Here is a 24,919-nt window from a genome sequence, read left to right as displayed (position 1 = left end):
TTTATGGGAGCTTATCCCTGTTTATTATTTATTAATTCGATAATCTGGGCAATCGACGTTTGCGGAAGACTGCATGTTTTTTGCTGACAAAGGTAGGCTTTTGATTCCACACCTTCTTTATGTTCTAACAAGGGTAAGGTGCTTTTTGTTCCACCTAATGTTACTTTATTCGGGATGTAGGTTTTATCCAGTTCCTTTCGCCATGTTAAGGCATCGGTTCCGGTGAGGGCTACTTCCCAAACCCCTGCTTGCAATTCCAGCAATTGGATAGCCCAATTTGAATAAGCCGATCCATAGGATTTAATATGCGGGTACACGTTGGCAAATACTTGCTCGGCGATCTCCGCATACCTTTGTTCATCAAACATTAGGCCTAACTTAAACAACTGACGTACGATACAAGAAACCGATCCGGGGATGACATTGTCCATGATTTCACTTTTGCGCGCAATCAGGGTTTCCGCGTTGGAACTGGTGTAATAGAAGCTGGCTTCCTCGGCTTCATAAAAGAGGCTAATGGCTTGGTCAGCAAGGTTTTTAGCACGATAGAGCCAGGTTTCGTCAAAACTGGCTTCGTATAAGGCCGTATAGGCTGCACAGGTAAAAGCATAGTCGTCGAGGAATCCCGGGATGCTTCGGTTGCTGTCTGCGGGTTGGTGCAAAAGCTGACCGTTATCGTGACATTTTGTCCATATGAAGCTGGCAGTCTGTTCTGCCAAGGCCAAGTAATGGGGGTTGTCAAAGGCACGGTAGGCGTCTACCAAGCCTTGAATCATCAGGGCATTCCAAGTGCACAGCTGCTTATGGTCTAAGCCCGGATGCACGCGTTTGTCGCGGTAGGCACGCAGCTCGCTTTTCAGTTGTTGTAGCTCTTGTTCCCATTCTGCTAAGCTATAGCCGGCTTCGGCCACGAGCTGTTCTTCGTTGTCGTTAATAAAAGGGACGTTGGTTTGTTCTTCCGACCAATTGCCACTCTTTGTACTGTTGAAATACTGACGCGCTAAATCGGCACGTTCGCCCAAGAGGTCGAATTCCTGATCGTCAAAGCTGTAGAATTTCCCTTCCACGCCTTCGCTATCGGCATCTAGGGCCGCGTAAAAACCGCCATTATCGTCCAGCATTTCCCGTTCAGCCCAAGCGATACTCTCCTCCACCACACGTTTGTATAAGAAATGGGGCTGTTGCTGGTAGGCTTCGCTGTATAAACTAATCAGCTGCCCATTATCGTAAAGCATTTTTTCGAAATGGGGGATATGCCATTTTTGATCAACGGAATAGCGGGCAAAACCGCCGCCAATTTGATCGTAGATGCCACCTTGAGCAATTTTGCGCAAGCTGAAGTGTACATGATCCAGCAGGCCTTGGTCTTTATAGATGCTACCATAGCGCAGAAAGAATAGCCAGTTGTTGGGTAATGGGAATTTGGGTGTGCGGCGGTAGCCACCATATTGGGGGTCGAATGTTTCTTTCCAAGGGTCTACAATAGCACGCAGATCTTCTTGGGTATAGGTTTCCGGGATTTCTTGGATGGGTAGCTTTTCAGCTTGTTGAATACCTTTGGTCAGGCGGTCGGCATAATCAAGGGCAACCTGCGGGGTTTCCTCCCACATTTTAGCAATCTGAAGGAGTATATTCTGCCAGTCTTGCGGTTTGAAATAGGTGCCCCCATAGATGGGACGACCGTCGGGAAGGCAGATGCAGTTTAAGGGCCAGCCGCCGGCATTGGTCATTAATTGCACTGCAATCATGTAAATCTGATCAATATCCGGGCGTTCTTCGCGGTCGACCTTGATGGACACAAAAAACTTGTTCATGGTTTGCGCGATCGCATCGTTCTCAAAACTCTCCCGCTCCATCACATGGCACCAGTGGCAGGCTGAATAGCCTACACTAATAATTATCAATTTATTTTCTGCCTTCGCTTTCGCCAAGGCTTCCTCGCCCCAGGGGTACCATTCCACTGGGTTATGCGCATGTTGTTGTAAATAAGGTGATCCTTCTTTATGCAGTTTATTCGCCATAAAACGAAGGTAAAGATAATTACTGAATTACGCCTTGCAGCTTCGCGGTGCCGCCGGATAATTCGGTAAAATCAAAATCTTCGGGTAATTGGAGGATGGCCACATTGGAGGTCGCTAAATCAACCTCTTCATGGCTCAGGTAATTACATAAGTTGGAAAGGCCCGGGTTATGACCAAAAATAAAGAGTTGCGAAACGTCTTTAGCAGCTGCATTTATGACGGCCAGGATATCGGTGAAATGCGCTTCGTAAATGGCTCTGGTTTCTTGGATGTTGGCCTCCGGATAGCCGAGGATCTCGCTGAAGATATGGGCGGTTTGAATGGCACGATTTGCCGAGGAACTGATAAATAGGCTTTGTGCATCGATTTGCAGGTCCTTAGCTAATTCTTGTGCGATGCGAATGGCACGTTCTTTTCCTTTGGAAACGATATTGCGGTTGAAATCATTTTTGACCAGACCGTGGTCTTCAGCTTTGGCGTGACGGATGAGGTATAGGGTTTTCATAGGGTTTTAAAAAAATAATAGCACTAATTTATGGAATTTAATTGAAATAGATTGTTTCCTTTATGTTAAGAAATCGCTGAAGCTATAGCGGTGTTATCAAATTATTATATACTTTTGCATTTTATTAAAATTATAATTAAAAAACATAATTCAAAGGGAATAAGTTTGGTTTTCTGGTTTTTCGGGTTTTCAATAGCTTGCTTTTCTGCCTGTTGCGATTTCCTGTTCTTATGCGTTTTTAACTAAGGAGTGGATTTGTTGAATAGCCTTCCAGTGGCATTTCGCCGGAAGGGCGGTTCGGTTATGTTAAGGAAAAGCTTGTTATCTATTAGGCTAAAATTATTATAACAGACAGGCTTTTTTTTGAAAACAGACACTATTTCTAGCGCTATGCCGTTGAATTGATACACACTATCGATAATCTACCCTTAAAACAATGAAAACAGCAGTCAAAATAACGGTTGTCATTCCTATTTATAATAGAGAGGCTTTTCTAGCAGAGGCCGTGGAAAGTGTGCTTAATCAAGACTTTCAGGATTTTGAACTGCTATTAATTGATGACGGTAGCACAGATGGTTCGGCTCAGCTGGCGCAGCACTACACTCGGGTAGATAAACGAGTGCGGCTGTTGCAGCAGGAAAATGCCGGTGTATCGGCCGCCCGTAATCGGGGATTGCAGCATGCGCAAGGATGCTACATCTACTTTTTGGATTCTGATGATACGCTGGATTCCACTTTTCTGTCTAGTTCCTACCAGGTTTTGGAACAGGAACAAGCGGATGGATTGGTTATAGGAGCAGATTATGGGCATCGTTTTCCAGCGCTTGTTGCCTTGCCCACTTGTGCGCAGATGTGGCGACTAAGTTATCTGCAAAGGCACGCTGATGTACGCTTTCCTTTAGGCATTCAGCCTGCAGAAGACGGTTTGTTTTCACATTGTCTGTTGGCAATGAGCGATCGTATTGCCTATAACGCGGCGGGTATCTATCATTACCGGAGTCATGAAGATCAAAACCACCGACGTATTGCTCAAGAAGCGGATCGCTTATTAGCACAAATTCCGGATTGGTTTAATTATTTAGTCAGTTTCTATGAACGGAATAGCCTGCTAGGTTCGAAAAGCTTGCATTTAGCCCGCTTTTTAGAACATGAGCCCTTTGGGTTTCGCTACCTAAACATGTCCTTACTAGCGCAACAAAAGCAAGATGTGATGGACATGATTCAGGCATTTTATCAACAATATAGCAGGCCTTATATGAGTCAGCATGAATTTAAACAGTTAAGTTTTCCTTTTCAGGAATTCTTAAACAGCCCTTCGGCTGCAGCCTTTGATCAGTTTTATAGCAGGTATCAACAAAAGCGGCAACAGCAGCTGAAGTGGGGCTTATTCTGTAGCCGTTTTATCCCCATTTCCCGTGTTCGGCGTAAAATGCGCGCCTACTATCGGGAAGAGCAGAGCCGATGAGTTCATTCAACACAAAGTAAAATAGAAAAAAGAATATAAACGCTGAAGAAGAAGAATGAGAAGTAGTACGAGAAAGAAGTTGCTTTATTTTATGGTAGACAACCCCATGCGCCTGAAAGCGGGAAACATGACCCGCTGTGTGAGTATGTTGAACTACCTACAGCAACAAGCGGATTTCTTAGAGGTGGATTTTTTATCGATACACCCCTGGTCGGAAGCGGATATAGCACGATTTCATACGCTTTATCCCGATATTGAATTGCATTTATTTCACCTTAATCGCTCGAAGAAGAACCGGAGTTATTTGGATTATTTTTTCAATGAAAAGGTACCACGCCTCCTGCGCAATTTGCTGAAGTATGAACCTACGCATTTGAATAATGTAGATTATTATGTAGAGCAGCAAATTAAAAAGGAATTTGCCGATAAGGAGTTTGATGTGCTTATCGTGAGCTATGCCAATTGGGCGCGCTTGCGCGAGTTTATTCCGGCGACTTATGCCATTAACGATAGCCATGATTTTCTGACCCGTCAGTATATGCCTCATGGAAAGCAAGCTTTTGGCGCCGCATCGCGTTTGTTTAAATCGGAACTCGAGGCCCTTCAACAGTTTGATGAGGTATGGACCTATTCCATGGAGGAACACTATATTTTCGATCAGTTTTTAGAAAATAAGGTGGCCTTATTGCCGGTTTCATTTCCGGCACAAATTCAACCTGTTGATCGTGAAATTCAACAGGATATTTTATACGTGGCCAGCGAAAATGAGCATAATGTACGCAGTATGGAATGGTTCATAAAATACGTATTGCCAGAATTAAAAGGCCTGAAAATATCCGTTGTCGGGAAAATATGTGAGGCGATACCCGACCATCCCAGCTTGGATAAATTGGGCGTCGTGGAGGATTTAGAAGCCTTGTATCAGCATAGCAAAATAACCATGTGCCCCATGCTAACCGGCACAGGCATTAAAATTAAAGTGTTGGAGTCTTTAGCGCACGGCATTCCGGTGGTCACCAACCGTCGCGGAGTAGATGGATTGGTCAATAAAGTGAATAACGGTTGCTTGGTGAGCAATAATCCGAGAGAGTTTGCCTTATATATCAAGGAACTTTTAACCAATAGGGAATTTTTTGAAGAACAAAGTGATTTAGCAGCCACGTATTTCTTGGAAAACCACAGCTTGGAAAAAGAACATGAATTTTTAAATAATAGTTTATTGGATTAGAATAATTCCTGTTACTTGTCAGAGAATTGTTACATTTGTTGCTGAAGCAGCTTCGGGGGCTGTCTTTGTTAAAAATTTATGAGAATTTCCTTATTGATTTCAACCTACAATTGGGTAAGTGCCTTGGATTTATGCTTAAAGTCTGTTTTGGAGCAAAAGCTGATGCCGGATGAGGTGTTGATTGCTGATGATGGCTCACGGGCGGATACCAAAGCATTGATTGATGCCTATCGCGCGAAATTTCCGGTGCCTTTAATTCATGTTTGGCAAGAAGACCAAGGTTTTCAATTGGCAAAAATTCGAAATAAAGCCATTGCGAAAGCTTCGGGCGATTATATCGTGCAGATTGATGGGGATTTGGTTTTACACCCTTATTTTATTGCCGATCATCAGGCCTTTGCCGAGCCGGGCAGCTTTGTGCGCGCCAGCCGGATATACCTTGATGAGGACTTGTCGAAAAAAATGCTCGCCGAGGGCATCACGCATGTGAATCCTTTTCAAGATGGGGTATCCAATAAAGTAAGTGCCTTTCGGATTCCGGTGTTATGGCCGTTTTTTGCGAGCACTTATAAAAATACAGGCGATGAGGTTTGGGAAATTCACGGTTGCAACATGGCCTATTGGCGGGCGGATGCGATAGCCGTGAATGGCTATAATGAAGCCTTTACAGGCTGGGGCCCCGAGGATAAGGAGTTTGTGGCACGGATGTTAAATAAGGGCTTTAAAAAGCGCTTTATAAAATATGGTGCCTTGGTGTTTCATATCTGGCACCCGGTGAATACGAAGGAGAACCTAAAAAACAATCAATGTCTTTTCGAAAAGGCGAAACGCGAGCAGTCCACCTATTGTGCTGTTGGCATCGACCAGTACCTGTAAACCAAGCATAGCATGACGGTAGATTTGTTGATAACCACCTATAATAGACCTGATGCCTTGGAGGCTGTGTTGGTTTCTGTGCTGCAGCAAACGCAGTTGCCCCAACGGGTGATTGTGGCGGATGACGGCTCGGGGGAAGCGACGGCAGCGTTGGTTCGACGCTATCAGGCGATATTTCCCGTGGAACTCTTGCATGCCTGGCAGGAAGATAGCGGCTTTCGGGCGGCGGCTTCCCGCAATAGGGGATTGGCCCTGGTGAAGAGTAGCTACGTGATTATTATCGATGGCGACATGCTTTTGGATCCTCATTTTATTGCTGACCATCTTCATTTTGCACAGCCGGGACATTTTATACAAGGGGGGCGGACGATGTTGACGGAAGAGAAGACAAAAGCCTTGCTTGCTCATCCTGAGCAGCCGCAAGCTTTCCGCTTTTTGGAGCCGGGAGTGGAGTTCCGCTTGGAGAAAAAATTAACCGCTTTTCGTTCCTTAAATCTCGCGAAATGGACCTTAAAAGAATTACGAAATAAGCGCAAGGTGCGCTCTTGCAACATGTCTTTTTACATGGAAGATGTTCGCAAGGTGAACGGCTTTAATAATGAATTTGTGGGTTGGGGAAGGGAAGATAGTGAGTTCGTTGAACGCTTAAACCATGCCGGCGTAAAAGGGAATTTGTTGAAATTTGCCGCCCTGGGCTATCACCTCTATCATAAAGAAGAAACCCGTGCGGCCTTGCCGCAGAACGATAAACTGCTGCAAAATACCATTGACCAGCGGTTGGTAGCCTGTAAACATGGGCTTGCCGATTTTCTAAACTAGCTTTTCATAACATGCCATCAGTTGGCGGGCGATGTTTTCATCGTTAAACCGTTGGGCATATAATCGACCTTGGGCAATCATTTCTGCACGCATACTGCTATTGCACAAGATGGAATCTATCGCATAGCTTAATTGCTCGGTATTTTCCGGATCGATGTAATAGGAAAATGGCCCGCCGGCTTCCGGGAATACCCCTGAATTTGTCGTAATAACCGGTGTGCCGGCGTATAAGGCTTCTATAATGGGAATGCCGAAGCCCTCGAATTTGGAAGGGTAAATAAATATACTGGCCATACTGTAGATGCAGGCTAATTCCTCCATCGTAAAACCCTGCAGGATAAATACGCGATTTTCCATTCCTTTATCTTGTACATAGCTACGAATCTGCTCGGCATAAGCCCCACCTTTCCCAATAATCAGCAATGGGATGTCCATCTTTTCAATTGCCTTGACGATCTGTAGGGCGTTTTTTCGAGGCTCTATGGAGCCCACATTTAACAAGAAGCGCTCAGGTAAATGGTATTTCTGCCGCAGGGCCTGCTGCGCGGCAGGGGAAAAGCTTTGCTTAAAGGCAGGATGGCAGCCTTGGTAGATCACCGTAATTTTATCAGCAGGAACCTCGTAAAAGGACATAATATCCCGTTTGGTCTGCTCGCTAATGGCTATGATCTGATCGGCATGTTGAACAGCATAGCTACTTTTCTTATCGTAAATATAGCGGTCGATAGATTTGTATAATTCCGGGTAACGAAGAAAGATTAAATCATGGATGCTTACGACGGTTTTAATTCCTTTTTCGGCCAAACCGTGCGGAATTTCGCCCGACAGGCCATGGAAGAGCTGAATGCCCTCCTGTTGTAAATCCTTGGCAATGGTTTTGCTGCGCCAGAAATCTTTCAAGCTGCGATTAAAAAAGCCTTGGGGCAATCGAACCTGATTGATATCCAGGTTTGCTGGTATTTCCTTGGGGAGTTTGGGCGTATAGAGCAGGTATTTGTGCTCAGGATAGTATTGCTGCATCATGCGCACGAGGTCTCTGCTGTAATTGCCAAGACCGGTACGATTTAAGAAATAACGTTTGGCATCGTAGCCAATGCTTAATCTAGTTGTATTGCCCAATATAATCGCTTTTAATAATGGTCTCAAATTTACTGATAATTCGCTCCCAATTATAATATTCCTGCACATAGGCTTTCCCATGTTCGGCAATAAGGGCACGCTTTTCCGGATGTTGCTGTAGGGAAAGAATCAATTGCTTAAAAGAGGCGTAATCGCCATAACATTGTACGGCTCCTTTGCTCTTGCGTTCATGCTCAAGCATCACCGCTGCCTGTCTGTTGGCCAATACGGGTTGGCCCAAGCACATCGCCTCCAAAGCAAGAAGGGATAGACTTTCAGCCTTCGATGAATTAACGATAGCGAAGCTATGTTGCATCAAGGCAATTTTTACGGCTTCTGAAACATAGCCTAGATAGTGAATGTCTGGGTGTGCTACTTTGGCCATCTGCACATCACCCGTTAATACTAACTGTAGGGGACTGCCGGTTTCCTCCTTAAACTGGATAAAGTAATCGAAGAGTTGATTCGTTTTTACTGCTGTAATCCGACCGGAATAGAGTAAATAAGGTTCCTGAATGGGGTATTGCGCGAGCACGGTAGACCAGTCTTCAGGCGCTGCGATTTCAACACCGACACCCACAATGGAATGTGGCGCCATGGCCTGCTGAAAAAGGGGCTTGCACATTTCGTATTCGGTTTCGGTATTAAAGGCAATATGCTTGACCTGGGAAAACATCTGGGAGTTGATGCTGCGAAAGAGCATACCTTCCATATGGGCCGTAGGAACTAGGATGCTTTTCTCGGGTACTGATAAAGCACCAAGCACCGTTAATGGATTCTCATATGTGAAGAAGATAAAGGCATCATAATCGGCCTGATGTTCTTGGATATAGTTGATCAATCCCTCCGAATAATAGCTGTGGTTTTTGAGTAGCTCAATTTCTTCGGCTACCTTATAGCTCCAAACGGGGAAAGTCTTAAATACACTTGTTAATCCGGTTCTGTAAAATGCTCTTCTGATTTTCCGAGCAAGTTTACTGGCCTTGCTGCTTGCCTTTTGTTTGGCAGCGTCGATCGTAATGGCCGGAAAGCGATGGATATGCACCTGATTTAACAGGCTGTTACCGCTAGGAAAGTCTTTGGAGCGATCGTAAATATCCACTAGGGTCGTGGTCAATACATGGACTTCATGCGTAGGGGCTAGCCTTTCCGCAAGCATGCGGCAGTGGTATTCTGCACCGCCATTGATTTCTTCGCCGTAACGAATGCTGATTAGGGCAATTTTCGCCATAGGCCAAATATCGGAAAATATCGCTTTTATACGAGGCTATTTACAATTTGTTTAAAGCGATTTTTAATTAATCTCCAATTGTAGTTCTCCTCCACATAGGCATGAGCACGCGTTTGATTCGCTTCAACAAGAGCAGGGTTATTGAGGTACTTATCGAGTTTAGCAATGAAGTCGGCCTCAGTTTCATAATAGTCGCAAGCATAGTCGCTTTTGATGGCATGCGCTTTCAGCACGTCTGACTTCCCATTCACCAGCACCATCTTTTTCAAATGCATCGCTTCCAGCAGCAATAGGGAAAGGCTTTCCCGCTTAGACGGATTGATGACCAAGCTTGCATTTTTAATCAAGGCGATTTTTTCACCCATCGACACAAATCCGGTGTAAATAATATCCGGGGAATCAATTTTTTCGAGGTACAAACTGCCCGTCAATACTAATTTAACGGCCGAGGGCTTGGCTTTTTTGTAGGCCAGGAACCAAGGGATCAATTGCTCCATTTTTGATTCACAGACCCGGCCAAAATAATGGATATATTGGTCTGGTAGTCCAAACTTCGCCTTGATTTCTTCCCAGCTAGGTTCATGATCACTGCGTGTTTCTACGCCGATGGCCAAGGTGCTATGGTCGGCGATTTGGTTTCCAAAAATCTTTTTGGTTAAGTCGCGCTCCTCCTCGGTATTGAAACCTATATGTTTAACGGCTGTAAATACATGACTGTAGATGGCTCTGAAAACTTCGGACTCTTCATGTACTGTTGGAATCAGGATGCTTTTCTCGGGGGCTATTTCTATGCCAAATACGGTGTTGGGATAGACGTATGAAAAGAAAATAATAGCCTGATAGTCCTGATGATGCGCTTTGAGGTAGTTTATTAAATCGGGGGAGTAAAATCCCTGCGCTTTTAAATAGGCTTTTTCCTGACGATGGCCTAGGTTCCAGGTTGGAATAAGGCTGCTAACAGCACCTAAAAGACCCATCCTAAATAAATTCTTTCTGATTTTTCTAGGGAATTTTACCTGCTTACGGCTGTCCTCCAGTTTATTTTGATCGAAAGCAATGGTATCAAAACGTCGTATTTTGACGCCATGAAGCTCCTGTACTTCGTCTTGATAATAAGGTTCGAACGTTTTATAGTTGATGGTTTTCGAAGTTAATACATCGACATCAAAATCGTGGGTTAAATGCTCGGCTAACATTTTGCAATGGTATTCTGCACCTCCGTTGACTTCTTGGCCGTATTGACTTACGACAAAGCAAATTTTATTCATTGATAGTGTTTTATTGTATATAGAACGAGCATCAGTGTGCCTTTTTATACAATCAAGGAAATTTTTATTTTTTCAATCACTTGTTCGGCAGTCACTAAGTCTATAGCTTCGACTCCATCGCAAAGGCAAGGTTTATTTCCGTAGACAGAACTTGGGCGTGCCGGATGTTCCACCTGTATACAGTCGCTGTCCTGTTGGCCATAGCCTAAGAAGCCCGCATAGGGATGCGTGGCCCCCCAAATGGAAAGCGATCGGGTGCCGACAAGAGATGCCATATGCATGCCGGAGCTATCCATACTGAGCATCAGATTCAGATGGGAAATCAGCTGTAATTCTTCCGTTAAATTAAATTTGCCAATACTGCTGCTGACCTGCGGGAACTGCTGTTCCCAGCTTTCGGCAATGGCCTTCTCACTTGCTCCCCCGCCAAAAATAATAAAACGGATGGGCTGGCCTTGGAAATAGGCGAACACCGCTTCCATGCGCGCTTTTGCAAACACTTTGTAGGGGTGTTGAGCAAAAGGGGCAATGCCCAGTACAGGGATACCTTCCTGGAAAAAAGCCCGCGCCGCCGCAGGGAGGGGCCGCTCTTGCTTTTTCAATTGATGGGATAAAGATAGCGGAAAGCCTAGGCTGCGAAATACATCGGCATAGCGCTCCGTGGTAAGTTTTAGCTGTTTTTTTATTTTGTTTTTAGGACGAGTTAAGGCTTTTTTCTCCGCCCTGCCTTTATCGATTTTCCGAACCGGAATACCGATGCATTTAAAATAAAAACTTAAGATATTGGAGCGAATATTATCATGCAGGTTGGCAACAGCGTCAATTTGCTGGGTTTTAAGCTCCTGAAAGAGTTTAAACATACCAGCGAATCCTTTATGCTTCCCATCGGGTTCGATGGCGTGAAAACGAACCTGGGGAATCTCGGCAAAGAAGGGGGCGAAGAATTTGCGCGACAGCATGATGATTTGCACCTCGGGATGCTGTTGCACAAACTCCTGAAGCACCGAAGCCACCATGGCCACATCGCCCATGGCAGAAAACCGAGTGACAAGGATGCGCTTCATCTGGCTTGTTATTTTTTGCCTCCGTAAAGTACTGGATTTAATGTCGGGTCGTTATACATCTTCATCTGCTTATACACCTTCATGTATTTCTTGCCTTCGGCAATAGCTGCCAACAGCTCATCTATACTTTGCGAAAGGTCTTTGCGCTGCTCTAATAGAATATTCAGCTTCGCCTGACAGCTTTCCTGATGGGCATGCGAAACATCGGTACGTTCTGCTTCAACAGCCATGTGGTATATTTTCAGGGCTAAGATCGATAGACGGTCGATGGCCCATGCAGGGCTTTCCGTATTGATCGTGGCGTCGCTAAGTGGCGTCACATGAGCAAATTGTTGCAAGTAATAACTGTCGATATACTCTACCGTATCGGTACGTTCTTGGTTCTGACGGTCAATGCGTCGCTTCCAATAGAGCCCTTCACGAGGTTCGATATCAGGGTTCCGCACCACATCTTCCATATGCCATTGAGCCGTGTCAATCCAGCATTTTAGATACAGGAGATGTTCTAAGGTAGATCCTTCGTAAGGATTGTCAATAGGATGATCAATTTGATCGTGTACATGGTAATCCGCGATAACACGGTCAAAAATACGGTTTGCTATTTCGCTAATCATACACAAAATTACATAATTAAAACTTGATTTATCACTTCATTTATGGATTCAATAGGTACCAAATGCAACTAGGTTAAGAATATTAAGCTAGCGAGCAGCCTATATAATCCTAATTTTTAGAATAATTGCATGAGTAGGGAAGGGAATAAGCCAAACAGCAGCAAGAGGATACTTAACAGGATGGCGACGATATAGCTTGGCGTCCAGCCGATTGGCTGACCGACACTTTCGTTGGTTTTCGATTTTAAGAAGGCGTATAGCGGGATCTTAAAATAGTAGAACAAGGAAATGACAGAGGTTAATGCCCCGATAATTAACAACCAGATATAGGCCATATCGCCCATTTCCTGATATCGTTCAAAGATGGCCGAGAATACAAACAGTTTCCCTACAAAGCCTGCGCTAGGTGGAATACCGACCAAGGAGATTCCTACAAAGCTAAACAGCGTAAATAATATCGGTAATTGCTTTCCCAAGCCACTGTAACTGCTTAAGTTACTGTTGCCTTGCTGCTTTTCTAGGAGGTCGATAAAAGCAAAAGCGGCCAGGTTCATAAACGTATAAATAGCCAGGTAGAATAATAAGGCTTCCTGATGTCCTGCCATATAGCCTAGGGCAGCCATCAACAGAAAGCCGGTATGGCCAATGGACGAATAGGCCATCATACGCTTTACGTTTTGCTGACGTAGGGCAATGAGATTTCCGGCCAACATGCTCACGATTGCGACCAAGACAATAAAGATCAACAGGATCTCAGAGAAATAGAATAGGGTATTCCCCCAGGCCTGAATTAGTCGGCTAAACAAGATGATGGCAGCTATTTTAGGTGCGGTAGAGAGAAAGGCAGCTACCGGCGTAGGTGCTCCTTCATACACATCGGGCGACCAAAGGTGGAAGGGCACAAAACTGAGCTTAAATCCAATACCTGTGAGCACAAATAAGAGGGCAATGCCACTCATGACCTTAGGCGCATCGATAAGGCCTTGCATATGCTTTTGATCTGCAAAGTCAAGGACACCTGTGAAGCCATAGATCAGGGATAGGCCGTACAGCATAATGGCAGCACAGGCCGATCCGAAGAGGGCATATTTCATGGCGGCCTCCGTTTGCTTCTTGGTTTCAGCAAAATAACCAACCAGGATATACGAGGAGATGGAGACCATCTCAATTCCTATGAAAGCCATCAGCCAATGGCTGGTCATACACAGGATAGACATACCAATGGAAGATCCTAAAAGGATGGTATAGATATCGCCTTTGCGTTTGTTGCTGGTACTATGTTGAAAGTGCTGCTGAATCAGGATGCTCGAAACGATTAGAGCCAACAGCAGCATGAACTTGGCATGCAAGCCAAAGCGGTCGATGTGCAACATATTGAAAAAGGCCGTTCCTAAGGCATCGTATTGCTGGTAATTGCAATACGCAGCTAGGGCATAGCTGATAATGCTGATGGCAAAGGAGCTGTTTTTCCAGATCTTATCGAGGAATAAACTACCGAAAATACTACATAAGAACCCTATGGCAAGGATGATTTCCGTTTTGAAATAGGGGACAGCCTGAATAATGCTGTCGATATAGTTACTTATGTAAGGCACTGCTTCGTTCATCCTCAAATCCTATAAGTAGTTTTCAACTAATTTTAATAAGCCTAACACCGCATTGTTCATCGGTTCGAAGGCTAGGGAAGGCATAATCCCTAAGAGTAAGGCTAGGGCTAGGGCAGGAAAGAGAATGAGCTGCTCGCGGACAGTCAGGTCGTTCATAGCGACGGCCCAAGTTTCTCCACCTTTTAAACGGGTTTCCCCAAAGAACATGCGCTGTAGCGTCCATAAGAAATAGGCTGCACTCAATAAGATCCCTAAGGAGCCGAAGATGGCCATCCAGCGTGGAATGCCTGTGCCTACGCTTTCTGCATTGAAGGTACCGATGATGACGAAGGCCTCGCCTATAAAGGCGGAAAAGCCCGGTAAGCCTAGGGAGGCAAAGAAGGCTATAGCCACATAGGCGGTGTACTTCGGCATGATGCCGGCTATTCCGCGGAAGTTATAGATATAGCGATCGTGCACCCGGTCGTACAATACTCCTACCAGGAAGAACAGAGCTGCCGATAGGAAGCCGTGGCTCAGCATCTGGAACATGGCTCCGGATAAGCTTTCTGCCGTTAATGCAGAAATACCTAACAGCACAAAGCCCATGTGCGATACGGAAGAATAGGCAATTAAGCGTTTTAAATCGGTTTGTGCCAAGGCATTGAAGGCACCATAGAGAATGGAGATGACCCCAATTAAGGCTAGCCACCAATTGGCCTCGGCTGCTGCATCCGGGAATATAGCTATGCAAATCCGGATGATACCATAGCCTCCGATTTTCAATAATATCCCTGCCAGGATAATAGATACTGGTGTTGGTGCTTCCACGTGCGCATCCGGTAACCAGGTATGCAAAGGAACAATCGGAATCTTGATCGCAAAAGCAATGAACAGGACAATAAATCCGATCATGCGTGCCGGAATGCCAAACACATCAAAACTATTGTTGATATAGCCAAAGAATGAACCGTCGATATAATTATCCGGATTCATCATGTAGAGCATATTGAAGGTATGCGCGCCGGTATGCGGGTTCAACACCGAGAAGTATAGCCCCACAATAATAAGCAGCATAAATACCGATCCGAAGAGGGTATACAGGAAAAACTTAATCGCTGCATATTCTCTTCTTTCTCCGCCCCAAATACCTATTAGGAAGTACAATGGCAATAGCATCACCTCGTAGAATACATAGAATAGGAAGAAATCGAGGGCACAGAATATCCCCATTACCGCGGTATTCAAGAGCATAAGCAAGGCAAAATAGCCTTTTCGGCTTTTACTGATATTCCAGGAAGCTCCAACCGCCATCAGCATCACAAAGGCACTTAACAGCAATAGGGGGAGGGAAAAGCCATCGACACCGAGGAAGTAATCGATCTCCAGCTTACCAATAGCACCGAGGTCTAACCGTATCCAGGGGAGGACCTCCACAAACTGATAGCCCGACAGCTGATTAATACCTGCGAGATTCGGATTAAACTGGGTATACAGGTATCCTGATAAACCCAACTGAACCAAGGTAATGACCAAGGCCACATACTTGTAACTCTGCTGATATCGCGAGGGAATCAACAAGATGCCGGCAAGGGCCAATAGCGGTAAAAAGATAAGTAAGGATAATAGTCCCATCTTATGTGAATATCAAATAAATTATTCCAATTAATAATACGGTAAAGGCAAAGCCTAGGTAATTCTGCAAGCGTCCGTTCTGCACCCAGCGCAATAAATGCCCCAGGTAATACGCAGCACCTGCCAAGCTGTTGATTAATCCATCGACCAGATAGGTATCTATCCAAGCGGATACCTGGCTCAGCATTCGCGTAAAACGACCTAAGCCATTGACAAGGCCATCGATAATCGTTTTATCAAACCAATAGGCTGCTTTTGCCAAGCGCAGGCTGCCTTCAACTACCGTGAGCTGATAAAAGGTATTGATATATCCTTGATTATACGAGAAGCGCATCAGGGTGCTATCTGCTTGCAATGGATACTGCTGTTTTACATACCATTTCCAACCGATAAACCAGGCTATACAAGCTGCCAGGCTTAAGCCAATTGGGATGATAATATGCAAACTGTGAATTTCATGGAAGCTATAGGCCACATGAAACCCTTGGAACACGCCTGCATGGTGATAGGATATCGGATTCCAGGAGAAGATGAAAAACAGCGAACAGATAGCTAAGAAGGCCATGGGGAGCAGCATGCTGTTTCCTGCTTCATGGATGCTAACCTGAGGAACTGCCGTCCGGAACTTCCCGAAGAATACTTTGAATATTAATCGCCCGATGTAAAAGGCCGTCAAAATGCTGACGATAGTCATGACAATCGGGATGAGTAGATAACCTCCGCCATGATGGATGGCCCATTCATAGGTCGAGATTAAAATAGCGTCTTTGGAGAGGAATCCGGATGTCAGTGGAAAGCCGGCAAGGGATAAGGAAGCAATGGCCATCAATATAAAAGTCTTCGGCATATATGCTTTTAGACCGCCCATCTGCTGGATGTTCTGCGGATCGATCTGCAAGTTATGGCTATCCTTTAAATGCGCCATTTCGTGAATTACCGCACCGGCACCCAAGAACAGTAAACATTTAAAGAAGGCATGGGTCACGAGGTGGAACATCGCTGCATCCCAGGCGCCAATGCCAATAGCTACCATCATAAAGCCCAGTTGGGAGATGGTGGAAAAGGCTAATATCTTCTTGATGTCGGTTTGTGTCAGGGCAAAAAAAGCAGCACTTGCGGCTGTGATGACCCCAATCAAGGCAATGACCAGTAAAACCTGCGCATTGAATAGTGGAAATACAGCACTCAATAAGAAGACCCCTGCTGCCACCATTGTTGCTGCGTGGATTAGGGAAGATACCGCGGTTGGCCCTTCCATGGCGTCAGGTAACCATACATGCAATGGGAATTGAGCCGATTTGGCCATCGCGCCTAAAAAGAAACATAGCCCCGCAGCTGTAATCAATCCAGGTTGATCCACCAAGGTTTGCAAAAAGCGTCCCTCTTTGCCGAAAAGTTCAACAAGATCTAAGGTGCCATAGACCGAGAATAGAATGGCAATGCCGATCAGAAAACCTAAGTCACCAATTCTATTGACAATAAATGCTTTCTTATTCGCTTGTACCGCACTTTCTTTGGTAAACCAAAAGCCGATTAACAGGTAAGAGGCAAATCCAACAAGCTCCCAGAAGATATACATCATAAAGAGGTTCTTGGAAATGCTAAGGCCCAGCATGGCAAAGCAGAAGAGGCTCAAGTACATCCAATAGCGATGTATCCCCGGATCTCCCTTCATATAAGCCCTAGAGTAGATATGCACCGGCAAGGCAATGATGCAGACTAAGAGCTGCATCAGCACCGTCAAGTTATTCAATAAGACGCCGACGGTAAAGGTGCTGATTCCGATGGTAAACCAAGGATAGGTTACACTGCGCGGTATCCCTTTCCATATTTCTGCAAAGACAAATACACCTGATAGCAGGGTACTCAGGATGATCGCTATTAAGGCTATATTTCCTGATTTCGCTCGCTTACCAAGAATCGCCTGGATGAGGAATGCCAGCAAAGGCAATAGCACTACCCAGATGGCAGCTGTAATAGGCGATATGTTGGCTATTGCTGTCATTAATCTTGTAAGTCGGTGATGTTATCGGGGTTGATGGTTTTATATTTTCGATATACAGCCAATATAATGGCCAATCCAACGGCCACGGCAGCGGCAGCTAATACAATGGCAAAAAGGGCAAATACCTGTCCGCCATAGTTTAACTTATCATAGCGTCCGAAGGCGACAAAGTTCAAGATAGCCGCGTTGATGATTAATTCAATACCGACCAGAATCATAATGGCATTACGCTTAGCGATAATGGCATAGAGTCCGATGCTAAAGATAATGGCACTTACGACTAAAAAGTGGGTAATACTAATCATGAGATGTCCTCCTTTCTGGAAAGGTGGGCTGCACCAATCAGGGCAACCAATAAGAAGATAGAAATAACCTCAAAAGGAAGGAGGTATTTGGTCATGAAGTGAAGTCCCAACTCCTGGATATTGTTATCTGCTGCTTTGATGATGGCTCCGGAGCGGATATTCTCCGTAATCCATTGTGGATAATGTTCTTGCCATTCATAAATACCATAGGCTAGTACGGCCAAGAAGCCGATTGCCAACAGCAAGGATTGCCAATTCGGTAGGGACAGAAACTTGCTTGATTTATTCTGTAAGTCTGCCAGCAGCTCTTTGTTGGAGAGCATAAAGGCAAAGATCATCAAGATCAATACGCCGCCTACATAGACTAAGATTTGGGTAATGGCCACAAAATCTGCCAAAGCAAATAAGAATAAGCCGGCCATCGCGAAAAGCACGATGAAGAATAAAAACAAGGCGCGAGCCGTATTCTTAAGACTTACGACCAATAGCGCAGAAAGGATTGCCAAGCTGGCGAAGGCATAAAATAGGGCGACTTCCATTACTTTGATTTGGCTGCCTCCTTATCAGCTTGAAACTTGGTCCATTCTTCTTTACGCTGTGCTATTTCCTGATCGCTCATCTCTGCAAAGCCATAGATCAGATCCGTTAACTTCCGCGTACTTTTATCGTATTGGTTGGTCATGGTGATGCATTCTGTCGGGCATACCACGGTACACAAGCCACAGTACATGCATTTCGCCATGTCGATATCAAATTGTGCCGCATACAAGCGCTTCACGCTGCCATCGGATGTTTTCCCAATGGCTTCCGGCGATTTAACGGCTTCGATGGCAATACAATCTACCGGACAGGCCTTGGCACAGAGGTCGCAGACAATACAATCGTCAATCTCCACATCCAATTGATAGCGTGCTACCTCTGGAATCGGCATTTTCTCCTTCGGAAACTGCACCGTTGTTACCCCCTGTTGTTCCTCAAAGTAGGCAGGGTTTTTAATGTCCTTGGTTTTCCGCGCGGTACCTGCATTAAAAAGGTGCTTAATGGTAAGCGTTAGCCCCTTTAATGCTGTCAATAAGCCTTGTATGGTTGTTTTTACTAGCACTGTGTCTTAAACCAATATTAATATTCTCCATAGTCCCGATATCGCCATGCATACGAAGGCGAGGGGGATTAATATTTTCCAACATAAGGTCATCAGCTGGTCGGCTCGGAATCGAGGCAGGGTCCAGCGGATCCATATCTGTATCGCGACAATGGTCAAGGATTTCAGCAGGGTCCAAAAAATACCCCAGCCTAATCCGGTTGTCCAGTCGGCAAGTCGTAAGCTCCCAATATTCGGTAAAGGCGTATTCCAGCCCCCCAAGAAAATGACTACACCCAGCATCGCCACCAGGAACATCATGGCATATTCTGCCAGGAAGATAAAGGCAAAGCGAATACCACCATATTCGGTATGAAAACCACCGATTAGCTCACTTTCTGCTTCCGGAATATCGAATGGTGCTCGGTTGCATTCCGCTAGCGTTGCAATAAAGAAAATCACATAGCTAATGAGGAGGTGCGGTGCCTGGAAGATATGCCAGGATAGGAAGCCTCCAATCTCATTGACGCGCCAAATACCCAATAAATAGATGTCTTGCTGCGCCAGAATCCCCTGATTGAACGCAATGTCGTTCAGGTTTAGGGTCTGGGTAATCATCACCGCGGAGATTAAGGTCAATCCCACCGGCAATTCATAGGATATCATTTGCGAAATAGCGCGAATAGATCCCAGCAAGGAATATTTATTGTTAGAACCCCATCCCGCCATCAGGATGCCGATGGCATCAATGGATACCACGGCCATCAGGAAGAATAGACCGGTATGCACGTTGGCAGGCATAAAGTCTGGCGCCCAAGGCACCACGCAAAAGCCTATAAAGACGGCGACAAAGATCACCACAGGTGCCAAAGCAAATAAAATCCTATCGGCAGCAGCCGGCGTAATAAGTTCTTTTTGGATAAGTTTTAAGATGTCAGCGAAGGTTTGCAGCAGCCCAAACTTCCCGGTTTCCATCGGACCAAGGCGATCCTGTACAAAACCGGCAATCTTGCGTTCGGCATACACTGCAAACAGCGTAAAGAGAGCAATAAATAAAAATATTGCTACCGGAACCAAGATATAGAGAATTAGGGTGCTCAAAACTTTTTAGAATAATTCTTAATTAGCAACAAACATACGTAAAACAGAATAAAATAGCTCGACTAATTGAAAAAATATACCAAGTTAGTAGATTATTTATTGGAACACTATTTGCATCTCGTTCGAAGGTACGTTTTACAATAAAATGTTATCGAAATGCAAATATACAGACAATTGTAGCATTCGCGTAAAACCAAACGTCTGTTTTATGGTATTAATAGAAGGATTTAATAAATATAACATATGAAACAATCAATTTTTAGTGTTCTAGCAGTATTATCAATACTTTTTGCTAGTTGTGGTGGAATGAAAGGTGGGGCTTCAGATAATAGTGCGGAGCTTGCTAAGTTGACCGGACATAGATGGCAGCTTATTGAATTAAATGGAAAAGCAGTAGCTGGCAAGATTAATGGTAAAATGCCTTATTTAGATTTTATTCAAATGGATAACCGCTACTCGGCAACAGGCGGGTGTAATATCATGAACGGAACGTATTCTTTCTCCAAGAAGAAAGGAAGCATTTCCTTCACTACCGGTATTTCTACCATGATGGCTTGTGAGGATATGGAATCAGATCGTGCTTTATCGGCAGCCTTCGCGCAAACCAATAACTTCACGATTGTCGATGGTGTTTTAGCCTTAAACAAAGGAAAAAATGCCTTAGCGAAGTTCAAAGCCGTAGAAACTGGAAATGAATTGACAGGTACTTGGGAGCTTGATTATATCCAAGGTTCCGCTACGCCATTTGAGCAATTGTATCCAAATGACAAACCAACCCTAACTTACGATGCAGCCAGCAAGAAGTTAGTAGGTAAAGGCGGATGTAACACCTATAATGCTTCCGTAGAAATCAACGGCCGAAACATTAAAGTAGGTCCGGTAGCTTCTACACGGATGGCATGCCCTGGAGAAGGAGAACCGTTGTTCTTCCAATCCTTACAGAAAGTGAATGGAATCAGCGTACATGAAGATCAATTGACTTTAATTGTAGGCGATATTGCAACCATGCGCTTTAAAAAGAAATAGGCTTTTTTAACAACAACAATACCATCAAGTAAAAGGGGAGTTGATTTTTCAACTCCCCTTATTTTATGTCTTATAGTTTTAACCGTTTAATACCGGTTCATCAATCCATAAACCGTCGGTTTTAATAATGTCAATCAGTTCATCCAGCGCTTTTGCCGAGCTTACATTCCTTTTCACCACTTCTTTTCCGCGGTAAAGGGTAATCTTATCAGGACCTGCACCTACATAACCATAGTCGGCGTCGGCCATTTCTCCCGGGCCATTAACGATACAGCCCATAATGGCAATCTTCAGCCCTTTCAGGTGGTTTGTACGGCTTCTAACCATCTGTGTGGTATCCTGCAGGTCAAATAAGGTACGTCCGCAACTCGGGCAAGAGATGTATTCCGTTTTGGAAATCCGCGAGCGTGTAGCCTGTAGAATACCGAAAGAAATAGAACATAGTTTATCGGTAGGCGTGGCCTCACTGTCAATCCAGATTCCCGATCCCAGGCCATCGATGAGCAAAGCCCCTAAATCGGTGGCTGCATACAATTGAATTTTAGAAATAGGTTCCTCAGGACTCATCACATCACCCAAAGGGCCAGAAAAATCAGCCTTCGCATACGAGCGTTTAAGAATAACAGGCACATCCAGTCCAATTTCTTGGAGGTTCGCAAAAAACTGGCGCTGTTCCGCCATGCCATGGTTATGCGAGGTTTCCAAAATGAAAACCAAGGTTTTATCCGGTTGAAGAAGGGAGAAGGCCTCTGAGGCTAAATCTTCGTTGCTTAGATAAACCAAGTTCATCACCGGATCCTTTTCTGTGGCTTCAATAAACTCAGCCAGTTGGTAAACCGGGTGGATATTCGTTTTAAAGCTCAGCGATTTCCAGGTATTGTAATGATACAATTGCTTCAAGTTTCCCGGCATCGTAAAGGACGGGAGAGCATCAGCTAGGAAGACAAAGTCTACCGATTGATCGCCCATATGGTATTTGTCCAACAGGGCATCGTATTTATAGCCCACATCCTTCAGGATAAAAGGGTCTTTTAAATTCTTTTGTGAGATATCTACCACTACGCGAGGTACGAGTGAACCACCAATAAAGGCATTCACTTCAGCCGCTTCATAAGGCTGGGTAGCCGCCTGCGGATTTAACTGCAAGATTTCGCGCGCAGGTTCCGATGCTAGGGCTTGTGCTCTTTTCGCATAGCGATTAACCAAGGCAATAGCAACGGGAGCTTCTTTCTCCGGTTCTTCCGTAAGGGATACACGAACCGTATCGCCGAGGCCATCTTCCAATAAAGTACCAATCCCAACGGCAGATTTTATACGCCCATCTTCACCATCGCCAGCTTCCGTTACTCCCAAGTGCAGGGGATAGTTCATGTTTTCAGCAACCATTTTCTCCACCAATAGGCGGTAGGCTTGCACCATCACCTGTGGGTTAGAAGATTTCATGGAAACCACCAGGTTATAGTAGTTCAGGTCTTCACAGATACGGATAAACTCCAAGGCCGATTCCACCATCCCTTCCGGGGTATCGCCATAACGGCTCATAATCCGGTCAGACAGCGAGCCGTGGTTGGTGCCAATACGCATCGCCGTGCCATATTCTTTACAGATCTTCACCAGTGGGGCGAACTTTTTATAAATGCGCTCCAACTCGGCCTGGTAGGCAAGATCAGTATAATCTATTTGATCGAATTTTTTCTTATCGGCGTAATTTCCGGGGTTTATACGCACTTTTTCCACAATCCGCGCGGCCACTTCCGCGGCATTCGGGGTAAAGTGGATGTCGGCCACCAAGGGCACCTGATAGCCACGAAGGCGAAGTTCTTTTTTAATATTAGCCAGATTTTCGGCTTCTTTGATGCTTGGCGCCGTAATACGCACATATTCACAGCCGGCATCCACCATACGGATGGTTTGTTCTACCGAACCCAGGGTATCCATGGTGTCCACGGTGGTCATACTCTGAATACGGATAGGCTGCAAACCGCCCATCGGGATATCGCCAATTTGAACCTCCCGGGTTAAAAACCTACTGTACCCTGTTTTGTCGTTACAATAGCCGCCGGCAAGGCTTGATGTTGCTAAACTTTTCATTCCTTAGCAAAGTTAGCTATTTCCACTTAATAGCGCACTATGGTTAAGGAATTTGCCGCGCCGGAAATCTGAATATCATAGCGATTACTGGCTTGGTCGTAACCTGAAGATTTACGCACATCCCCATCTTTATGGTCTATGTCTTCCAGTTTATTATTCGAAATAATGGAGTCGTATTCCACCTGGCAAGGCACGCCTTTCGGGATTTTTAAAAACACCTGCGAGGCGGCGGTATTTATTTCTATGCTGGAGGTTCCCAGGGTCGGGGCAGGTAAGGTCAGGTTCATTTTGCTGGCCCCCGAGTTTAGTTCTAAGCGTTTTATCTTCAAGCGGCTTAAATCGCCCTGAATCAAAGCAGCGCCAATATTAAATTCAAAGGTCCAGGCCGGGTTTTCATTCAACATCACTTCCACGAGGTTTTTACTGCTGTTGCTACCTTTGATGCTGGAGTTCAGCTCAATTTTTTTCTTGCTGCTGCCGCCAGTTTCCATCTGCAATTGTACATTGGCATTGGAGCTGGAGCCGCTAAGCAACTCACTAGAATCCGCACGGGTCACAAAATTATATTTCGCCGCGCCGCCATTCAATTCCAACACCGCTTCTTCAATGTCACTGCTGTATTCGGTACTCACGTGCTTACTGAAAGACGCGTTTTTCAATTCATCATTCGATATATTGATGTTGAAGTTTTGATTCGGATCATGTTGAATGCCCTTCACAAATACAAATCCACACAAGAGGATATTGAGCCCTACGACCAAATAAGTACTGTTCGGACGGTTTTGCAAGAGGAGGTTTATACCCATAGATACCAATAGCAGGGGCCAAAACTTTAAGATTTGCAGAAAGTGAAAATCGATGATATGGAAATTATCCAAGAGAAAAATCACGCCTATAAAGACTAACCAGATACCAGTAGATACTTTGTTGTTCATTGTTTCATTGCTTTGTTGAACCAAAACTACTACGATATTACAAATTAAATCAGGTAAAATAGGTTATACCCTGCATATTTTCGGTAAATGAATTAGATTTGTCGGTGAAAAGAGTGCCGACTAATTTGTATATTGAACAATTAGAAAACAAATCCGCGGTACAGGCGTTTGAAAATTGCTGTCATACTTAATTGTAATAGAACCAACATATGATATTTTACTATTTTGGTGAATACTTGCTGTTATTAAAAAAGGTTTTTCGAAAACCTGAAAAATGGAAAATCTACCTCCGGGAAATCCTGCATGAAATGACCGAAATTGGCGTCGGCTCCCTCGGGCTTATCGTCATCATTTCCACCTTTATCGGGGCGGTAATGACCATGCAGATTGCCTTTCAGTTAGTATCTGATTTAATTCCCAACTCGGTCATCGGACAAATCAACCGAGATTCCAATATCCTAGAGCTGGGGCCTACCATTTCTGCCCTCGTGCTGATGGGGAAGGTAGGAAGTTCCATTTCCTCCCAAATCGGATCCATGCGTGTTACCGAGCAGATCGATGCCCTCGAGATTATGGGTATCAACGCTGCGGGCTACTTAATCTTGCCGAAGGTGCTGGCCGGGGTCATTATGGTTCCAGCCTTGGTAACGGTGGCTATATTCTGTGCACTTATCGGTGGTTTAATGGGCGGTGCGCTATCAGGCGCCGTTTCTGTAGACGATTATATTGAAGGGATACAGGGCGGATTTAACGGCTTTACGGTGTTAGTGGCCATGGTCAAGGCCTTTGTCTTTGGCTTTATTATCACCACGGTGCCCGCCTATAAAGGGTTTTATGTGCGTGGCGGAGCCTTGGAAGTAGGGCAGGCAGGAACAAGAGCCGTGGTTATCGGCTGTATTACCATCCTGGCCTGCGATTATATCATCACCGCATTAATGTTATAA

General features: G+C 44.9%; 22 protein-coding genes. 6 read left to right on the top strand and 16 right to left on the bottom strand.

Features of this window, described 5'->3' with window-relative positions; genetic code table 11:
- Nucleotides 1–11: 11 nt before the first annotated feature.
- A complete protein-coding gene (locus tag GQF63_RS09560) occupies nucleotides 12–2,021 on the bottom strand; it encodes a thioredoxin domain-containing protein (protein WP_160369008.1) in 2,010 nt (669 codons plus the stop codon).
- A 19-nt stretch (nucleotides 2,022–2,040) separates the two neighbouring features.
- Nucleotides 2,041–2,526, bottom strand: coding sequence for a SixA phosphatase family protein (locus tag GQF63_RS09555; RefSeq protein WP_160369007.1), 486 nt, complete (start codon nucleotides 2,524–2,526; stop codon nucleotides 2,041–2,043).
- A gap of 436 nt (nucleotides 2,527–2,962) precedes the next feature.
- On the opposite strand from GQF63_RS09555, the gene GQF63_RS09550 reads away from it, so the two are divergent.
- The 4 genes from GQF63_RS09550 to GQF63_RS09535 all read left to right on the top strand — a co-directional run bounded on the left by GQF63_RS09550 (nucleotide 2,963) and on the right by GQF63_RS09535 (nucleotide 6,914).
- A complete protein-coding gene (locus tag GQF63_RS09550; RefSeq protein ID WP_160369006.1) occupies nucleotides 2,963–3,991 on the top strand; it encodes a glycosyltransferase family 2 protein in 1,029 nt (342 codons plus the stop codon).
- 55 nt (nucleotides 3,992–4,046) lie between these two features.
- Complete coding sequence (locus GQF63_RS09545) at nucleotides 4,047–5,219, top strand: glycosyltransferase (RefSeq protein WP_160369005.1); 1,173 nt, start codon at nucleotides 4,047–4,049, stop codon at nucleotides 5,217–5,219.
- Nucleotides 5,220–5,297: 78 nt separating this feature from the next.
- Entirely contained in the window at nucleotides 5,298–6,095 is a 798-nt protein-coding gene (locus tag GQF63_RS09540) for a glycosyltransferase family 2 protein (protein WP_160369004.1), read from the top strand.
- Nucleotides 6,096–6,107: 12 nt separating this feature from the next.
- Nucleotides 6,108–6,914: a glycosyltransferase family 2 protein gene (locus tag GQF63_RS09535; protein WP_160369003.1), complete on the top strand. Its 807-nt coding sequence runs from the start codon at nucleotides 6,108–6,110 to the stop codon at nucleotides 6,912–6,914.
- Here GQF63_RS09535 and GQF63_RS09530 read toward each other — a convergent pair.
- The 12 genes from GQF63_RS09530 to nuoH form a co-directional block, all read right to left on the bottom strand.
- On the bottom strand, nucleotides 6,906–8,060 hold the full coding sequence (locus tag GQF63_RS09530) for a glycosyltransferase family 4 protein (RefSeq protein WP_246163445.1): 1,155 nt from the start codon (nucleotides 8,058–8,060) through the stop codon (nucleotides 6,906–6,908). The two genes, GQF63_RS09535 and GQF63_RS09530, sit on opposite strands and share 9 nt — an antisense overlap.
- A complete protein-coding gene (locus GQF63_RS09525; protein WP_160369001.1) occupies nucleotides 8,017–9,264 on the bottom strand; it encodes a glycosyltransferase family 4 protein in 1,248 nt (415 codons plus the stop codon). The genes GQF63_RS09530 and GQF63_RS09525 overlap by 44 nt, the downstream gene beginning before the upstream one ends.
- Nucleotides 9,265–9,290: 26 nt before the next feature.
- Nucleotides 9,291–10,532, bottom strand: a complete 1,242-nt coding sequence (locus tag GQF63_RS09520) for a glycosyltransferase (protein WP_160369000.1) — start codon at nucleotides 10,530–10,532, stop codon at nucleotides 9,291–9,293.
- Between the two features lie 44 nt (nucleotides 10,533–10,576).
- Complete coding sequence (locus GQF63_RS09515; RefSeq protein WP_160368999.1) at nucleotides 10,577–11,596, bottom strand: glycosyltransferase family 9 protein; 1,020 nt, start codon at nucleotides 11,594–11,596, stop codon at nucleotides 10,577–10,579.
- 8 nt (nucleotides 11,597–11,604) lie between these two features.
- Nucleotides 11,605–12,210, bottom strand: a complete 606-nt coding sequence (locus tag GQF63_RS09510; RefSeq protein WP_160368998.1) for a DUF4254 domain-containing protein — start codon at nucleotides 12,208–12,210, stop codon at nucleotides 11,605–11,607.
- 116 nt (nucleotides 12,211–12,326) lie between these two features.
- On the bottom strand, nucleotides 12,327–13,817 hold the full coding sequence (locus GQF63_RS09505; protein ID WP_160368997.1) for an NADH-quinone oxidoreductase subunit N: 1,491 nt from the start codon (nucleotides 13,815–13,817) through the stop codon (nucleotides 12,327–12,329).
- 9 nt (nucleotides 13,818–13,826) lie between these two features.
- On the bottom strand, nucleotides 13,827–15,431 hold the full coding sequence (locus tag GQF63_RS09500) for a complex I subunit 4 family protein (protein ID WP_160368996.1): 1,605 nt from the start codon (nucleotides 15,429–15,431) through the stop codon (nucleotides 13,827–13,829).
- Between the two features lies 1 nt (nucleotide 15,432).
- Nucleotides 15,433–17,436, bottom strand: coding sequence for an NADH-quinone oxidoreductase subunit 5 family protein (locus tag GQF63_RS09495; RefSeq protein ID WP_160368995.1), 2,004 nt, complete (start codon nucleotides 17,434–17,436; stop codon nucleotides 15,433–15,435).
- Nucleotides 17,436–17,741: an NADH-quinone oxidoreductase subunit NuoK gene (nuoK, locus tag GQF63_RS09490; RefSeq protein WP_160368994.1), complete on the bottom strand. Its 306-nt coding sequence runs from the start codon at nucleotides 17,739–17,741 to the stop codon at nucleotides 17,436–17,438. The genes GQF63_RS09495 and nuoK overlap by 1 nt, the downstream gene beginning before the upstream one ends.
- The gene (locus tag GQF63_RS09485; RefSeq protein WP_160368993.1) at nucleotides 17,738–18,280 is read right to left on the bottom strand and encodes an NADH-quinone oxidoreductase subunit J family protein; all 543 of its coding nucleotides are present in this window, start codon (nucleotides 18,278–18,280) and stop codon (nucleotides 17,738–17,740) included. Before GQF63_RS09485 ends, nuoK begins: the two co-directional genes overlap by 4 nt.
- A complete protein-coding gene (locus tag GQF63_RS09480) occupies nucleotides 18,280–18,843 on the bottom strand; it encodes a 4Fe-4S binding protein (RefSeq protein ID WP_160368992.1) in 564 nt (187 codons plus the stop codon). The genes GQF63_RS09485 and GQF63_RS09480 overlap by 1 nt, the downstream gene beginning before the upstream one ends.
- Nucleotides 18,844–18,849: 6 nt before the next feature.
- Nucleotides 18,850–19,923: an NADH-quinone oxidoreductase subunit NuoH gene (gene nuoH / locus GQF63_RS09475; RefSeq protein WP_160368991.1), complete on the bottom strand. Its 1,074-nt coding sequence runs from the start codon at nucleotides 19,921–19,923 to the stop codon at nucleotides 18,850–18,852.
- A 243-nt stretch (nucleotides 19,924–20,166) separates the two neighbouring features.
- Here nuoH and GQF63_RS09470 point away from each other — a divergent pair, with 243 nt between their 5' ends.
- Nucleotides 20,167–20,949 carry an META domain-containing protein gene (locus GQF63_RS09470; RefSeq protein WP_160368990.1) on the top strand — a complete coding sequence of 261 codons (783 nt, stop codon included), beginning with the start codon at nucleotides 20,167–20,169 and terminating at the stop codon, nucleotides 20,947–20,949.
- Between the two features lie 78 nt (nucleotides 20,950–21,027).
- Here the strand turns inward: GQF63_RS09470 and ispG are convergent, their stop codons facing one another.
- Together ispG and GQF63_RS09460 are read right to left on the bottom strand one after the other, a co-directional pair.
- Nucleotides 21,028–23,040, bottom strand: coding sequence for a (E)-4-hydroxy-3-methylbut-2-enyl-diphosphate synthase (gene ispG, locus GQF63_RS09465; RefSeq protein WP_160368989.1), 2,013 nt, complete (start codon nucleotides 23,038–23,040; stop codon nucleotides 21,028–21,030).
- 26 nt (nucleotides 23,041–23,066) lie between these two features.
- Nucleotides 23,067–23,975, bottom strand: coding sequence for a LiaI-LiaF-like domain-containing protein (locus GQF63_RS09460; RefSeq protein WP_160368988.1), 909 nt, complete (start codon nucleotides 23,973–23,975; stop codon nucleotides 23,067–23,069).
- Between the two features lie 209 nt (nucleotides 23,976–24,184).
- On the opposite strand from GQF63_RS09460, the gene GQF63_RS09455 reads away from it, so the two are divergent.
- Nucleotides 24,185–24,919 carry an MlaE family ABC transporter permease gene (locus tag GQF63_RS09455; RefSeq protein WP_160368987.1) on the top strand — a complete coding sequence of 245 codons (735 nt, stop codon included), beginning with the start codon at nucleotides 24,185–24,187 and terminating at the stop codon, nucleotides 24,917–24,919.

Origin of the sequence: Sphingobacterium humi (genome assembly GCF_009768885.1) — a bacterium.
GTDB lineage: Bacteria > Bacteroidota > Bacteroidia > Sphingobacteriales > Sphingobacteriaceae > Sphingobacterium > Sphingobacterium humi.
The sequence above is the reverse complement of the archived record's forward strand: the minus strand, read 5'-3'. Positions and strand labels throughout refer to the sequence as shown.

Excerpts from the sequence above, each read along its gene's own strand:
- GQF63_RS09560 (WP_160369008.1), bottom strand. The coding sequence starts at position 2,021 with ATGGCGAATAAACTGCATAAAGAAGGATCACCTTATTTACAACAACAT.
- GQF63_RS09555 (WP_160369007.1), bottom strand. The coding sequence starts at position 2,526 with ATGAAAACCCTATACCTCATCCGTCACGCCAAAGCTGAAGACCACGGT.
- GQF63_RS09550 (WP_160369006.1), top strand. The coding sequence starts at position 2,963 with ATGAAAACAGCAGTCAAAATAACGGTTGTCATTCCTATTTATAATAGA.
- GQF63_RS09545 (WP_160369005.1), top strand. The coding sequence starts at position 4,047 with ATGAGAAGTAGTACGAGAAAGAAGTTGCTTTATTTTATGGTAGACAAC.
- GQF63_RS09540 (WP_160369004.1), top strand. The coding sequence starts at position 5,298 with ATGAGAATTTCCTTATTGATTTCAACCTACAATTGGGTAAGTGCCTTG.
- GQF63_RS09535 (WP_160369003.1), top strand. The coding sequence starts at position 6,108 with ATGACGGTAGATTTGTTGATAACCACCTATAATAGACCTGATGCCTTG.
- GQF63_RS09525 (WP_160369001.1), bottom strand. The coding sequence starts at position 9,264 with ATGGCGAAAATTGCCCTAATCAGCATTCGTTACGGCGAAGAAATCAAT.
- GQF63_RS09520 (WP_160369000.1), bottom strand. The coding sequence starts at position 10,532 with ATGAATAAAATTTGCTTTGTCGTAAGTCAATACGGCCAAGAAGTCAAC.
- GQF63_RS09515 (WP_160368999.1), bottom strand. The coding sequence starts at position 11,596 with ATGAAGCGCATCCTTGTCACTCGGTTTTCTGCCATGGGCGATGTGGCC.
- GQF63_RS09510 (WP_160368998.1), bottom strand. The coding sequence starts at position 12,210 with ATGATTAGCGAAATAGCAAACCGTATTTTTGACCGTGTTATCGCGGAT.
- GQF63_RS09505 (WP_160368997.1), bottom strand. The coding sequence starts at position 13,817 with ATGAACGAAGCAGTGCCTTACATAAGTAACTATATCGACAGCATTATT.
- GQF63_RS09500 (WP_160368996.1), bottom strand. The coding sequence starts at position 15,431 with ATGGGACTATTATCCTTACTTATCTTTTTACCGCTATTGGCCCTTGCC.
- GQF63_RS09495 (WP_160368995.1), bottom strand. The coding sequence starts at position 17,436 with ATGACAGCAATAGCCAACATATCGCCTATTACAGCTGCCATCTGGGTA.
- nuoK (WP_160368994.1), bottom strand. The coding sequence starts at position 17,741 with ATGATTAGTATTACCCACTTTTTAGTCGTAAGTGCCATTATCTTTAGC.
- GQF63_RS09485 (WP_160368993.1), bottom strand. The coding sequence starts at position 18,280 with ATGGAAGTCGCCCTATTTTATGCCTTCGCCAGCTTGGCAATCCTTTCT.
- GQF63_RS09470 (WP_160368990.1), top strand. The coding sequence starts at position 20,167 with ATGAAACAATCAATTTTTAGTGTTCTAGCAGTATTATCAATACTTTTT.
- ispG (WP_160368989.1), bottom strand. The coding sequence starts at position 23,040 with ATGAAAAGTTTAGCAACATCAAGCCTTGCCGGCGGCTATTGTAACGAC.
- GQF63_RS09460 (WP_160368988.1), bottom strand. The coding sequence starts at position 23,975 with ATGAACAACAAAGTATCTACTGGTATCTGGTTAGTCTTTATAGGCGTG.
- GQF63_RS09455 (WP_160368987.1), top strand. The coding sequence starts at position 24,185 with ATGATATTTTACTATTTTGGTGAATACTTGCTGTTATTAAAAAAGGTT.